Here is a 14,233-nt window from a genome sequence, read left to right on the forward strand (position 1 = left end):
TAAATGCGAACTCAATATGACATAAAACGCAGATAAAAACATAGAAGAGTTGTAAACGTTAGAGGTGGGTTGTTACCATTGCGCTGTTCCTGTATTAGCCAAATTTTGACATGAAAAAAGCCTCTCCTAAGATCCAACGTCGTCCTGTACATGGTGTATTTCTTTTGAATAAGCCATTAGGTATTAGCTCGAATGCAGCCTTACAGAAGGTTCGTTGGCTGTTTCGTGCGCAAAAAGCAGGGCATACTGGTGCGCTTGATCCACTGGCTTCAGGTTTATTACCAATTTGCTTAGGTGAAGCAACAAAGTTTTCGCATTTTTTATTGGATTCGACTAAACGTTATAAAACCACGGTCTTTTTAGGACACAGTACCACGACGGGTGATGTGGAAGGTGAAGTACTATTAGAGCAAGCTGTTCCAACATTGACTGAAGAAAATATTCAAAATGTCTTGGCGCAATTTGTAGGGGATATTCAACAAATTCCACCCATGTATTCGGCATTGAAAAAAGAAGGCCGCCCTTTATATGAATTGGCACGTAAAGGGATAGAAATTGAACGAGAAGCACGTCCAATTTCGATTTATGCCATCGAGTTATTATCATTTAATGAGAATAGTATTACACTCGACATCACCTGTTCCAAAGGCACGTATATTCGTGTATTAGGCGAAGATATTGCCAAAGCATTGGGTACTTTTGGACATTTAACCTATCTACACCGTATTCAAACGGGTCATTTTGATCTTAACCCAAGCTTTACCATTGAATATTTAGAGAGTCTGTCCGAAGCTGAGCGTGAAGCATTATTGCTGCCGGTGTATTCACCTGTCGATCATTTCTGCAAAGTGCAAGCGCCGGAAGGTCGAGCTGAATATTTTAGTCGTGGAATGGAAAGTAATATTGAGCATGCTGCGGAAGCGCAGGTTTTGGTATTTGATGGGGAACGCTGCTTAGGTCTAGCGGAAATTACCGATCGTAAGCGCTTAGTACCAAAACGTGTATTAAATCTTGAATAGTCATCAACAGCCACTGAAGCCAAATTATGGAAATTGAAATCATCTTAAGCCTGCTATTTTTTGCATTTTTTGCTGGTGCAATTGATGCAGCTGTTGGCGGTGGCGGACTGATTCAAATTCCTGCCATTATGAATGCCATGCCGCACTTATCTCCAGCGACCGTATTTGGCACCAATAAGTTGTCTTCGATCTTTGGTACGGCTTCGGCGTCCTATTCTTTTTTACGCCAAGTCAAACTCCGTTGGAAATTACTTGCGGTCATTGCAAGCTGTGCATTTGTTGCTTCCTTTGTGGGAGCAGCCTGTGTATCAATGATTCCAAAAGAAGTCTTACGTCCTTTCGTTTTGGTCATGTTGATTGTGATTGCAATTTATACCTTTGCCAAAAAACAATTTGGTCAGGTGCATGTACGCCAAGAACTGACTCCTAAAATCCTCGGTTTTGCCGCTATTGGTAGTCTGGTGATTGGCTTTTATGACGGCATCTTTGGACCTGGCACTGGCAGTTTCTTTATTTTCTTTTTTATTCGTTATCTACAAGCAGACTTTTTACATGCCTCTGCTTTGTCAAAAGTCGCCAACTTAACCACCAACCTTGCAGCACTGAGTTTTTTTGCGCCCACTGGCCATGTGTTATTTGCGATAGGCTTAATGATGGCTGTAGCAAATATTTTAGGCTCGATCGTTGGTGTACGTGCGGCAATTAAATACGGTAGTGGCTTTATTCGAATTCTATTTTTGATTTTGGTGAGTATTTTGATTGTACGGTTGGGTTATCAAACCTTTACGGGACAAGCATAAAACAAATCTTAACAGAGCGTTGCTGAATTCTGTCGCTGAAATGATTAGTATGAAAATAAGCGACTCGTTTGAGTTGTGGATAATAATTAAATTTCATAATACACAATTAGCTAAGCATCAGAGGTCATCACTACAATGAATATATTTGAAGCTTTACGCCAAAGTCATGAAAAGCAACGTGAACTTGCTGAAAAACTCATTCAAACATCAGGGGATACACCTGAGCGTCGAGATTTATTTGAGCTGCTCAAAAATGAGTTATTTGCTCATGCTGTTGGCGAAGATCGTTATTTTTACATCCCGTTAATGATGACTGATTCAGGCTTAAACATCACCCGTCATGCATTGGCGGAACATCATGAGATGGATGAATTATTAGAGCAACTGACGGAAACTGAATTTAGTAATCCAGGTTGGTTGGCAATTGCGAAAAAGTTATCTGAAACAGTACATCATCATTTGCAGGAAGAAGAACATGGCTTTTTTCAGCAAGCGGGTAAAATCTTAGATGAAAAACAAAAGGAAAGTTTAGCCAAACAATATTTGGCAGAATATAAAAAATACAAGAAGGCGGATAAAGACAGTTTGACGGGATAAATATTAGTGAGTTTTGAGGACAAATTCCAAATTAAAAAAGACGGCAGAGGCCGTCTTTTTATTTCAGCGATTAAGATGAAAATTAGTTTGATCCGCTAGTCGTTGTAGTGCGAGAGGAGCGCATTGTCACCCCGACCGAGGCAAGCATAATACACACCAAAGCAAGCCATTGCCCTATATTAATGCGTTCTCCCAATACCACCATACCCGTAATGGCTGCCAAAGCAGGTGAGATACTCGACAATGTGCCATAACTCAGCTTGCTTAGAATCTTCAATGCTTTGAGGTCAAGGGCATAAGGTATGGCTGTAGCTAAAATCGCAATCAATAAGGCTTTCGGCCAATATTGGGTATCGAGTAGGGCGGGTGCATTGTTATATAGTCCAATCGGGAGCAAGGTCAGTGCGGACAGTGTGATGGCAATCGTTAGCGCATGCATACCAATATTTTGATGTACCACTTTTTGTCCAAAGAAAATATAGAATGCCCAACAGAGTCCCGCTGCTAAGGCACAGGCTGCTCCAAATATTGAGAAATTACCACTTTGAGCTTGTCCCCAAGGTACCATCAGCGCAATCCCTAAGATCGCCAAAAACACCCAAATATAGTCACTACGATTTTTAATCGACAGCAGTGCCAAACCTAGCGGCCCAATAAACTCGAGTCCTACGGCAATGCCTTGAGGGAGTTTGCCCAGTGACATATAGAACAAGACATTCATGAGGCACAGTGCTGCGCTATAGCAGAGCAGATCACGCCATTTTAAAAACGACAGTCGTTTTAAAATGTGCCATGAGCGGAACATCAAACAAATAATAATCGAGGCAAAACAGAGTCGTAAAATGGTCACACTGAGTGGATCAAGCACCAAAAATAATTGTTTGGCGAATGATGCACTGATTTGATAGGAGATCATGGAGAGCACCATGAAAACAACAGCGAGAAGTTGTGAATTTGGCATGCGGCACACAGTTGTTGGGCGGTGTTAAGCCCTATTTTTGAGTCAGTACAGTATAGCGGTTAATGTTGAATCATTGATGACTTTTCATAGGCAGAAATGCAATTTGCAGGTTTTGAATTTAAAAAAAAATTGAATATAAAAAATCGTCTTTAAATCGCCACCATTTTTAAATTCAAAATAAAAATGGAGATATTTTCAAAAGATTAAGGCGGTTTGAATTTAAATTGATTTGGCCTTTTGCGTGGTATAAGTACAGCCAATCGAAGCACTGATTATCACTGCCAATGCCAACCATTGTGTCCATAACAATTGTTCATGCAAAAAGATAAAACCCGAGAGAGCGGCAACAGCGGGTTCCAAACTCATGAGTGTACCGAAACTCAGCGCAGTCATGTTACGTAGCGCAATCATTTCTAGAGTAAAAGGTAAAGCACTAGCTAAGGTCGCAAGTGCAATAAAATACAGCAGACTACTTGGCTCAAACGCCTGTGCCGGCATACCTGCAAAGATTGCGATGGGCATCAGAACACACATGCCGACGAACATGCCTAAGCAAACGGTATGATTGCCTGAGACCCCTGATGGTTTTTGACCTGCCACGATATAGAGTGCCCAACACGCACCTGCACCGAGGGCAAGCAAGATCCCAATTGGGTCAAGACGTTGTGCTGCTTGATCAAATGGAAACAGCAAAATTAGGCCTAGAATTGCAAGGCCGACCCAGACGAAGTCGAATTTTCGTCTTGCTGCCAATAGTGCAACACTTAAAGGGCCAATAAATTCAAAAGACACGGCAATGCCGAGCGGGAGACGATCAATCGACAAGTAAAATAGCATATTCATGCCTGCAAGAGCACAGCCATAACTGATAATCGCAGACCATTTGACTTGTTTAAAATTGATCTGCCAAATTTTAAAAATAATCGCCAAAATCAAAGCGCCTAGCATTAAACGCATGGCCGAGACGGTCAGTATGGGAAATTGACCGAAAAGATATTTGGCAAATGAACCGCTGCTTTGCATGCTGATCATGGCAATAAGCAAGATCAGCGGTGCTTGGACAGCCGGTGCAACTTTAAAATTTGGCATAAACTAAATTTGTTTCGATGACTCGAAGAGCGGGAGAGTGGCACTAGCCAGATTTTAAAATTTTATAACAATAAAAAAACCACAGCCCGAAGGCTGTGGCTTCAGTGTCTAATTAAATTAGAACAATACGCGAACGCGGATTGTACCTTCAACTTCGTGAAGTGTATCCAATGCTTCTTTAGAAGCAGTTGCGTCAACGTCCATCACTAAGTAACCCACATCACCTTTAGTCATTAAAGACTGACCAGAGATGTTGATACCGTGTTCAGCAAACAAGTTGTTGATTTTTGAAAGAACGCCTGGCACGTTTTTGTGGATATGAAGTAAACGGTGTTTGCCTTCAGTCAACGGTAACGCGATTTCTGGGAAGTTCACTGCAGATAAAGTCATACCTTTATCAGAGTAAGCAACGAATTTTTCAGCAACTTCAAGACCGATGTTCGCTTGCGCTTCCATCGTAGAACCACCCACGTGAGGAGTCAAAATCACGTTGTCTAAGCCACGAAGTGGAGAAACGAATTCTTCACCGTTTGCTTTAGGTTCTTTAGGGAATACGTCTACAGCCGCACCAGCAATATGACCAGATTTGATTGCATCAGCAAGATCTTCAATGATGACACATGTACCACGTGCAGCATTGAGGAAGATTGCGCCTTCTTTCATTTGAGCAAATTGGTCTTTGCCGAAGAAGTTGCGAGTTGATGGAACGTCTGGAACGTGTAGAGATACGACGTCTGCATTGGCAAGAAGTTCACCCATAGAACCGACTTGACGTGCATTACCCATTGGAAGTTTAGTTACGGCATCGTAATAAATTACGTGCATACCTAAACTTTCAGCAAGTACAGAAAGTTGCGAGCCAATCGAACCGTAACCAACAATACCTAAAGTTTTACCACGAGTTTCAAATGAACCGACTGCAGACTTGTTCCAACCACCACGGTGAGTTGAAGCAGATTTTGCAGGAACACCACGAAGTAATAGAATCGCTTCAGCAAGTACTAGTTCAGCAACTGAACGCGTATTTGAGTATGGTGCGTTAAATACTGGAATACCGCGAATCATTGCAGCATTTAAGTTCACTTGGTTTGTACCGATACAGAAACAACCCACAGCAATCAGTTTGTTCGCCGCTTCAAAAACTTCTTCAGTTAATTGAGTACGTGAACGAATACCAATGAAGTGAGCATCTTTAACCGCTTCTTTCAACGCTTCACCCTCAAGCGCAGTTTTACGGTAGTCAATGTTGGTGTATCCAGCAGCATTTAGAGTGTCGATTGCGTTTTGGTGAACGCCTTCTAACAACAAGAAACGAATTTTATCTTTAGGTAAAGAAAGATGTTGGCTCATTACGGCTCCGCTACAAAGGCCAAATTTAGTGCGCATATAATAGCATAGGAAGTCGCCTGATATACATTTCCTTTATGACTGACGTCATGGCTATTTTGGCGAATGATGAGTCAATTTTTTTAGATTTGGTCTAATTAACTTGGTCATATTCCTCGTGACATTTTGAAATCACGTTTTTCTTTGGGTTTTGTCAAAAAAAGCCCAGTTATAGCTTATAATGGTGCCGCTCAAAATCATCATGACCAAGTCCCTGACATTTTGATGCGCTCTGTTTCAGGCTTTTTCCCTTGAAATATGCGTTACCGCAGTTTTGACTGAATGAAGTCTGGACCTTTAAAAAAACTTGTTTACTTCTTGCAAGGTCTGAAAACGATGAATGCTCCAGTCGCTTTAACCCCAGAGTTATTGACCCAATTGACCGCTATTGTTGGCGAAAGCCGAATTAAAACCGATGCGGATAGTCTCCAAAATTGGGGTCGTGACCATACTAAGCACTTCGATCCAAACCCGTCGGTCGTCGTTTTCCCTTCAAGCACAGAGCAAGTTCAACAAATTGTTAAGCTGGCAAACCAATTTAATGTCGCGATTACCCCAAGTGGCGGTCGTACAGGTTTGTCTGCGGGTGCTGTGGCTGCTAACGGTGAAATCGTGGTAAGCATGGACAAGATGAACCAAATCTTGGAATTCTTCCCAGCTGACCGGATGGTACGCGTACAAGCAGGCGTGGTGACTGAACAACTTCAGAATTATGCTGAAGAACAAGGTATGTATTACCCAGTCGATTTTGCATCATCTGGTTCATCACAAATTGGCGGTAACATTGGTACCAATGCCGGCGGTATTAAAGTGATTAAATACGGCATGACTCGTAACTGGGTGTTGGGCATGACCGTGGTTACAGGTAAAGGTGACATCCTGCGCTTGAACAAAGGCATGATCAAAAACGCGACGGGTTATGCGCTTCAACACTTATTTATTGGTGGTGAAGGGACTTTGGGCCTCGTGACTGAAGCTGAAATCAAACTAGAACGCCAACCCCATGACTTACAAGTATTGGTTCTCGGTGTGCCTGATTTTGATGCGATTATGCCTGTTCTACATGCCTTCCAAAAGAAAATCGACCTGACTGCATTTGAGTTCTTTGGTGAGCTTGCAATGCAAAAAGTATTGGACAATGGTCATGTACAACGTCCATTTGAAACACCATGTCCGTTCTATGTTTTACTTGAGTTTGAAGCACCATTTGAACCGATCATGGATGCGGCAATGGAAATCTTTGAACATTGCATGGAACAAGGCTGGGTACTGGATGGCGTGATGAGCCAAAGCTTAGACCAAGTACATAGCTTATGGCGTTTACGTGAAGACATTTCAGAGTCAATCGCACCGTTCACTCCATACAAAAATGACATCTCAGTTCTGATTACACATGTGCCTGCATTTATTAAAGAAATTGATGCAATTGTGGAAGCGAACTACCCAGACTTTGAAATTTGCTGGTTCGGTCATATTGGTGACGGTAACTTGCACTTAAATATTTTGAAACCTGCGGATTTAAGTAAAGACGAATTCTTTGCAAAATGCCAAGTGGTAAACAAATACGTATTTGAAACTGTGAAAAAATATGACGGTTCAATTTCTGCAGAACATGGCGTGGGTATGACTAAAAAGCCTTACCTCGATTACACACGTTCAGCAGAAGAAATCGAATATATGAAAGCATTGAAAAAAGTATTCGATCCAAATGCGATTATGAACCCAAGTAAATTGTTCGATCTTTAATTTTTTAAAGACGATTGAAAACGCATCTTCGGATGCGTTTTTTATGGCTATAGCATGCTTTTTAGCCGCCTATGGATGAGAAACAGCACATTGATTTTGTGGACTGGACTACTTCTTTTACATTGCTTAAATAGTGTTTTGGACAAATGTTCGGCATGATAGGGCTGAATAATAAATTTGAGTTGGTTCTATGTATCGTTTAATTGCTGTGTCTGCATTGTGTGTGGGGATGTTGGCGGGTTGTGCGACAACGCAGAAAATTGTGTCTAAAGTCGGTTCTTCTGCTACGCCACTCGATCAGGTATTAAAAGAACGTCCTGATTTACGTAAAGAGCTGTCGACTGTGGAAATTCGTCAGTACTTTAACCGTGTTGAGTCGCCAAATGCGGGGCAGGTGAAAGTGACTGAAACGGGTTTGATGGATGATTCGGTGAAATCAATTCGTACTATTTATAGTTTTAGATTGGTGGATGGTGACTGGGAGCGTGTAAATACGCAAAAGGAATATCAGTGCCAACGTGGTAAAAATACCAAGACTTTCCAATCGGCGAAGTGTCCTTAAATTATAAAAAGTTAAGGTCTAAATTTCTTATTAAATATTCAGCATGACGGGGTCCTTTCATTTTAAATTCGATGATTGGAGCTCGTATCTACTTTTGTTTCGGCAAAAGTAGCAAAACCATCTTTCATCCGCAAAACTCGTCAAATACCATCTTCAATTGTGTAGGTCGCAGAAACTTTACATATTGAATGTGTCCTGACTCGGACAGTTGCGGATGAGTTTCCGCGTATCTTAATTTTCATCCTAAACATAGAATATTCAATCCTAAAAATTTTCTCGTGAGTTCGTATAGTTTTTAATAATATAAAACCGAATTCAAATCATGATCAGATTTCAAATTTATGATGAAAACCCTAGCCTTCATCCACGTCAATGACTCAGGTTCACCCGTTGGTGACTTTGCTCCAGTCACATCAGTATTTTCCCATTATGAGTTGGGCAATACCGTTTCGCCGTTTTTATTACTCGACCATTTAGGGCCTGGGGTTTTGAAACCAACCAAACTGAAAAAAGGCGTATTGGAACATCCACATCGAGGGTTTGAAACCGTCACCTTGGTGTTTAAAGGTGAACTTGAACATCATGATACAACTGGCGGCGGTGGTGTCATTGGTGAGGGCGATGTACAGTGGATGACTGCTGCTTCAGGCATTCAGCATGAAGAAGTCTTTAGCCATGCCTTTGCACAGCGGGGCGGAGCATTTGAAATATTGCAATTGTGGGTCAATTTACCTGCTAAAGATAAAATGAATCCTGCACGCTATCAGAGCTTAGACAAAGCCAGTATTCCTATTATGAATTTAGCCCAAGATGCTGGTTATGTAAGGGTGATTGCAGGGCAATATTTAACAGCCCATGGCCCTGCAGAGACACATACACCCATGCAAGTATTTGATGTCTTTGTCAGTGCCAATCAAAGTATCACACTACCTGCACAAGAAGGGGATACCACACTTGTGTATTTACGCTCAGGCAAACTGAAATTTACTGAAACAGATGAACAGTTAAATGCACAGCATATGGCAGTCATGTCGAGCCAAGGTGAAAATGTCGAATTGACGGCAGTCGAAGATAGCCACATATTGTATTTATCGGCGCAGCCTTTAAATGAACCCATCTATGGGCGAGGCTATTTTGTGATGAATCATTTTGCAGAAGTCATGCAAGCCTATGAGGACCTAAAACAAGGTCGCTTTATCCAAAAAGCAGACAATGAAAAGCCATAAAAGTGGCTAGATAAAAAGACCAATACAACGCCAGCAAACACTGTTAAAATAGTCGGACTCAAACCGACAGATCGGTTCGTTGAAGTTCATTTTATCTCTATCTAGCGTCTTGTGAATACGACGCACATATGGCGGATACGCCGAAAATTCATTTTTAAAATTAATATTACAATGCTCGTCATTGGGCTGAAGTGTCTTTCCCTATTTGTCATTTCAAGCTCGACAGCACACATTTGATATGTAGATAACAATGCAAAACGTACAAACCACAAAATTAAGTCGTGCCACCTTAATGTTTCCCTTGGCATTGGTTTTATTTGAATTTTCTGTCTATATCGGAAACGACTTAGTCCAACCCGCCATGCTTGCAATTACCCAAGAGTTTGGTGTGAGTAGTGCATGGGCACCCTCGTCGATGTCATTTTACTTATTGGGAGGTGCTTGTGTCGCTGCGATATTAGGACCCTTGTCAGACCGATTAGGCCGTAAAAAAGTCTTGTTGGGTGGTGTGGCATTCTTTAGCTTATGCTGTTTAGCGATATTGCTCACACATAATATCGAAAGCTTTTTAACGTTGCGTTTTTTACAAGGTTTTGGCTTGTCGGTTATTTCAGCCGTGGGCTATGCTGCTGTTCAGGAAACTTTTGAAGAGCGAGATGCCATCAAAGTCATGGCGATCATGGCGAATATTTCACTACTGGCACCACTGATCGGTCCTGTCCTCGGTGCCTTTATGATTGATCACGTGTCATGGCATTGGGGCTTTATTGGAATCGCATTTTTATCTTTTCTGAGTTGGTTTGGTTTAAAAGCCAAGATGCCGACTCAGCACATCAGCATTCCAAAGCAACCGGTGGGCTATATCATTGATGACTTTAAACAGGTGTTAAAAAACAAACGCTTTTTGGCACTGACACTGGGTCTACCGATGTTGGCAATGCCACTGATGCTATGGATTGCGCTATCTCCGGTCATATTAGTGGAGCAGCTAGGACTGAGTAGCATGCAATACGGCATGGCACAGTTTCCCGTTTTGGGCGGACTAATCCTCGGTAATATTGTTCTGATTAAAATCATCGACAAACTGCCTCTAGGTCAGTCTGTGATGATCGGGCTACCGCTGATGTTACTCGGAACGAGCCTCGTGGTCATTGGGACGATGACTGAAAGTTATTTTCTGACCTTTCTCATTCTCGGCATGAGCTTGGTCAGTTTTGGTGAAGGGATTAGCTTTTCTGTGCTCTATCGTTTTGCCTTAATGTCGTCTGAAATGTCGAAGGGCACAGTGGCTGCAGCAGTGTCTGTGATCATGATGCTGACGTTCTTTGCTGTGATCGAAATCGTGCGCGTGCTATATGAAAACTTTGGACTTTGGGCCTATAGTTTGGCGGGTTTTACCCTCATTATCTTGTGGTTCAGCCTACCACGCTTGGTGGTACGAGATATTATGCGACAGCGTAAATTGACGGGTGAATTTTAAATTCGAGTCCATGCCATTATAGAAAAAGCCCAATGCTGTGTAGAACAACATTGGGCTTTTTTATTTGTTGTATACCGTCTTAATTTGATGTTGCAGGTTGTTCTGCATTTTTTAATTTACGATCGAAAATAAATGGACCAAAAGGCAAAATCGATGCAATTAAGCCCATTAGAAATACGCTAAGAGACCATTTTTGCTTTTCACAGACCACAAATAGCACCACCAAGAAGGCAATAAACAAGACGCCATGTCCCATACCGACGTATTTGACCAATATTGGATTATCCATCAGGTACTTCATTGGCATAGCAATGAACAACAATAATAAAAAGGAGATGCCTTCGAGTAGGCCCACAAAGCGTAAGGTCTTGATATTCATGCGAAGTCTAAATTCAAAGTGATTTCAGCCTTGAGTCTACCTGAAAGCACTGCAGGAACGAAGCATTCCCGTTGAAATAATTGATCCGCATATTGAATCTAAGTTGATGTATTTAAAGTTAATTCTGAGTCGTCTGCTCGGATTAACCTTCTAGATCCGTTAACGCATCTTCAATCGAACCCTGATCAAATTCATAGTTACAGCCGAGTAAAATCATCGGGCTTTTTCCGGTCATTTAAGACAGGCTTAGTTTGTGATTGATGGCATGTAGATCATCTGTTTCGGATTCCGTACGTAGGATTTTTTCACCACGGAAAAATGGCATATCGGCAAACATCGGATGTTGTTCAATACCATATTTTTGGGCAAGTTTTTTCACATCGGCTTGGCGATAGATCGCGAATACTGCATTGGAAGACAGGCCAATTTCTTGGGTCGGCATGCCAAAAAAATTCAACAACTTGCGTATTTTTATAGATATAAATAAACGGTTGATGTGGGTCATCATGGCGTTTCCAGCCCAATTGCCCCAGAGCCTTTTCATAGTCGAGCAAAGTGTCATGGTAGGTGTCGTAATCGGCCTGACATTCCAGAATACGCTTTAAATCTTGTGCTGTCGGTGCTGCAAAAACAGAAGACGCAGCTAAAAAAGAGGTCGCCACAATCGTAGGTAATATGAGGCGTCTAAAACCTAAACTAAGCATTTTCATCATGAGTCTCGAATGATTTTATTTAATTTCCGCCTGAATCAGCTGTGTTCGAAGCTGAATCAGTTCGGCTAATGTTTCTAATAATAAACTGATTTGCTTGAGCACCAGTTGTAGGTGATTAGACCGCATTTCTTCAGTGCTGAGTGTTTGAATTTCGAAAAGTTTTTGCTGAATTTTCTCAGGGTTGAGCGGTTTTTGCTGAATTAAGACGTCGTCTAGGGTGCTTTGACACCATTGCAGCAGTTCAAGGACTTGTTGGTCTTGTACTTGTTCACGGTGGCTCCCCAGTGCCGAAATATAACTGAGCTGACTATGGCTATACACCAAATAGCGAAAGGCGTGTTGTATCAAGTTCTGGTCAGGATCAGGTTCCGTACTTAAACTTGAAATCATGCTCGATAGTTCAGTCTGAGCATTATGGGCTGAACGACGGGCACGCCGATAAGCAATGCTATTGGTTTTCCCATGGAGATATTGCTCAACCACGGCATCAAAATAATGCAGGGTCGCAGCAGAGCTTTTTTGAATGGTCTTGGAAATATTGCGAAAGTCCCAATCTGGCCAGATGACATTGACTGCGAACCATGCAATAAAACAGCCGAGTAGGGTATCAACGATACGCGGTAAAATAACCGCATAACCTGCGCCTTTTAAATTAAAAATCAGCAAGACCATTAAGGTTGCCATGAGGGTCGCCATGGCATATTTTTTGGCACTCAGATAGAAAAAGCATACGCCAAAAATAATTGTCAGTAGCAATTGACCTTCGACACTTGGCACAAAATACAAAATAGGAATGCCAAGTAAGACCCCTAATATGGTTCCCAAAGTCCGCATTTTTAAACGACTTTTGGTCGCAAAATAGCGCATCTGACAGACAAATAAACTGGTCAATAATATCCAGTAGCCATTTTTTGCAAAGGGCAGTAGCGAAATGGCATAGCCCATAGCAAAGACAAAGGCGATGCGAACAGCATGGCGAAATAAGGCAGATTCTGGACTCAAATGCTGTTTCAGTTTGAGCCATAAATCGTGCAAACCGTGAATGTCGTCGTCGAGTAAATTGAGGTTGTCGATATGCTGCTGATAGGCCTGTTGCTGTGAATGATCTAAATCCTGCACATGCGAAAAGCGTTCTTGCACACTGTCCAAATTACTCAAGATCAGCTGTAGATTTTTCACTTCTATATTTTGCGGATTATTGGCCATCCACTCCTGCAAAGAGGCATGCAAATGTGCCAGTGCTTGCGCAGTAATAGGATCAGGCTGATAGGGCTGTCGATGCAAAATGCAGTAGGCCAACTGTTGGCAAGCCTGCGCTTGTAATCGAATATTTTTTTGAAAACGAAAAATTAAATCGGTACGGCTAAAATTTTGATGAATTTGTTCGTAGTGTAAATAATTCGCACTGGCCTGTTCGTGAATATCTTGTGCCAAGAAATATAAATTCAGCCAGTAGATGGTGTTTTTATTTGCTCTTGAGGCTTTTAAACGGGTGAGTAAAGAAGCTTTGGTCGTGTTTAAACTCGGAATGACATCACTGTTTTTGAGTGATAATTCATATAGTAAGTGTTCCACATTGTTGACATTATCTGGGTCAAATAAGCGTGCTTTTGCATTCAGTACTTCGGCGATTTGTAAAAAACAACGCGAGAGATTGTCCTGTACGGGGAGGGTGGGTTTAATCAGGTAAAAGAGAATCGAGGTCAAGCCATACCATAAGGCCCCTAGAACAAAGCAACTAGGTTGAAAATACCAGGTGTCATATTCGCCCAAGCCGAACATGGTATAGATAGAGAGCAAGATTGTACCGAAGGAAATGACGGCATAACGTTGCCCCAATGCACCAAGTAAAATAAAGCCTGCACTGGATAGCGATAGGTAGAGAATAAATAAAAATTTATAGGGATAGAGAAAATCTAAAATACTACTGACACTAAAGAAGAGTACGCAGACATAGAGCAAATTACGCAGTCGGATGCTGAGTCGGTCATCAAAGTCCGTGAGCGCGGTGGCAATCGCACCTAAGGTGACGGGCACAATAAAACTATGAAAACCGAGAAAATATAATCCGAGCGTGGTGCCACTCAAAACAATACAAATTTGCAGGCAATACATAATGATTGCACTGGATTGAAACTGTTGAAACCAAGAGAGTCGCGTGTTCACAGAGTTATGAAGTATTCGAATGATTTTGTAAATTAGACTGAGCTTTTTTCTGTGAACTGTCAATTTTTATTCAATAGAAAAGCGGACTTAAAGTCCGCTTGTTCAAATC

The 14,233-nt window shown here is 41.7% G+C and carries 13 protein-coding genes; 7 read left to right on the top strand and 6 right to left on the bottom strand.

The features are described from left to right. Positions 1-110: 110 nt before the first annotated feature. The 3 genes from truB (at position 111) to AVJ20_RS03640 (ending at position 2,416) form a co-directional block, all read left to right on the top strand. Positions 111-1,019: a tRNA pseudouridine(55) synthase TruB gene (gene truB, locus AVJ20_RS03630; protein ID WP_111884172.1), complete on the top strand. Its 909-nt coding sequence runs from the start codon at positions 111-113 to the stop codon at positions 1,017-1,019. A gap of 26 nt (positions 1,020-1,045) precedes the next feature. Beyond that, on the top strand, positions 1,046-1,819 hold the full coding sequence (locus AVJ20_RS03635; RefSeq protein ID WP_111884173.1) for a sulfite exporter TauE/SafE family protein: 774 nt from the start codon (positions 1,046-1,048) through the stop codon (positions 1,817-1,819). A 135-nt stretch (positions 1,820-1,954) separates the two neighbouring features. Then, positions 1,955-2,416: a hemerythrin domain-containing protein gene (locus tag AVJ20_RS03640; protein WP_078192502.1), complete on the top strand. Its 462-nt coding sequence runs from the start codon at positions 1,955-1,957 to the stop codon at positions 2,414-2,416. 82 nt (positions 2,417-2,498) lie between these two features. Here AVJ20_RS03640 and AVJ20_RS03645 read toward each other — a convergent pair whose 3' ends face one another. The 3 genes from AVJ20_RS03645 to serA form a co-directional block, all read right to left on the bottom strand. Continuing rightward, the gene (locus AVJ20_RS03645; protein ID WP_111884174.1) at positions 2,499-3,377 is read right to left on the bottom strand and encodes an EamA family transporter; all 879 of its coding nucleotides are present in this window, start codon (positions 3,375-3,377) and stop codon (positions 2,499-2,501) included. A gap of 219 nt (positions 3,378-3,596) precedes the next feature. Further along, positions 3,597-4,466, bottom strand: a complete 870-nt coding sequence (locus tag AVJ20_RS03650) for an EamA family transporter (RefSeq protein WP_111884175.1) — start codon at positions 4,464-4,466, stop codon at positions 3,597-3,599. 117 nt (positions 4,467-4,583) lie between these two features. Beyond that, on the bottom strand, positions 4,584-5,816 hold the full coding sequence (gene serA, locus AVJ20_RS03655) for a phosphoglycerate dehydrogenase (protein WP_078192852.1): 1,233 nt from the start codon (positions 5,814-5,816) through the stop codon (positions 4,584-4,586). A gap of 372 nt (positions 5,817-6,188) precedes the next feature. On the opposite strand from serA, the gene AVJ20_RS03660 reads away from it, so the two are divergent. From AVJ20_RS03660 to AVJ20_RS03675, 4 genes are all read left to right on the top strand, one after another. Beyond that, positions 6,189-7,598, top strand: a complete 1,410-nt coding sequence (locus AVJ20_RS03660) for an FAD-binding oxidoreductase (protein ID WP_111884202.1) — start codon at positions 6,189-6,191, stop codon at positions 7,596-7,598. A gap of 190 nt (positions 7,599-7,788) precedes the next feature. Next, entirely contained in the window at positions 7,789-8,160 is a 372-nt protein-coding gene (locus AVJ20_RS03665; RefSeq protein WP_111884176.1) for a hypothetical protein, read from the top strand. 344 nt (positions 8,161-8,504) lie between these two features. Next, entirely contained in the window at positions 8,505-9,386 is an 882-nt protein-coding gene (locus AVJ20_RS03670; protein WP_111884203.1) for a pirin family protein, read from the top strand. 250 nt (positions 9,387-9,636) lie between these two features. Then, positions 9,637-10,866: an MFS transporter gene (locus AVJ20_RS03675; RefSeq protein WP_111884177.1), complete on the top strand. Its 1,230-nt coding sequence runs from the start codon at positions 9,637-9,639 to the stop codon at positions 10,864-10,866. Between the two features lie 79 nt (positions 10,867-10,945). Here the strand turns inward: AVJ20_RS03675 and AVJ20_RS03680 are convergent, their stop codons facing one another. The 3 genes from AVJ20_RS03680 to yccS all read right to left on the bottom strand — a co-directional run bounded on the left by AVJ20_RS03680 (position 10,946) and on the right by yccS (position 14,124). Continuing rightward, the gene (locus AVJ20_RS03680; RefSeq protein ID WP_078189335.1) at positions 10,946-11,245 is read right to left on the bottom strand and encodes a DUF3817 domain-containing protein; all 300 of its coding nucleotides are present in this window, start codon (positions 11,243-11,245) and stop codon (positions 10,946-10,948) included. A gap of 235 nt (positions 11,246-11,480) precedes the next feature. After that, a complete protein-coding gene (locus AVJ20_RS03685) occupies positions 11,481-11,687 on the bottom strand; it encodes a hypothetical protein (RefSeq protein WP_111884178.1) in 207 nt (68 codons plus the stop codon). A 286-nt stretch (positions 11,688-11,973) separates the two neighbouring features. Next, a complete protein-coding gene (gene yccS / locus AVJ20_RS03690) occupies positions 11,974-14,124 on the bottom strand; it encodes a YccS family putative transporter (protein WP_416240532.1) in 2,151 nt (716 codons plus the stop codon). Positions 14,125-14,233: the final 109 nt, after the last annotated feature.

This window comes from Acinetobacter sp. CFCC 11171 (genome assembly GCF_003268405.1).
In the GTDB taxonomy this organism is placed as follows: domain Bacteria; phylum Pseudomonadota; class Gammaproteobacteria; order Pseudomonadales; family Moraxellaceae; genus Acinetobacter; species Acinetobacter amyesii.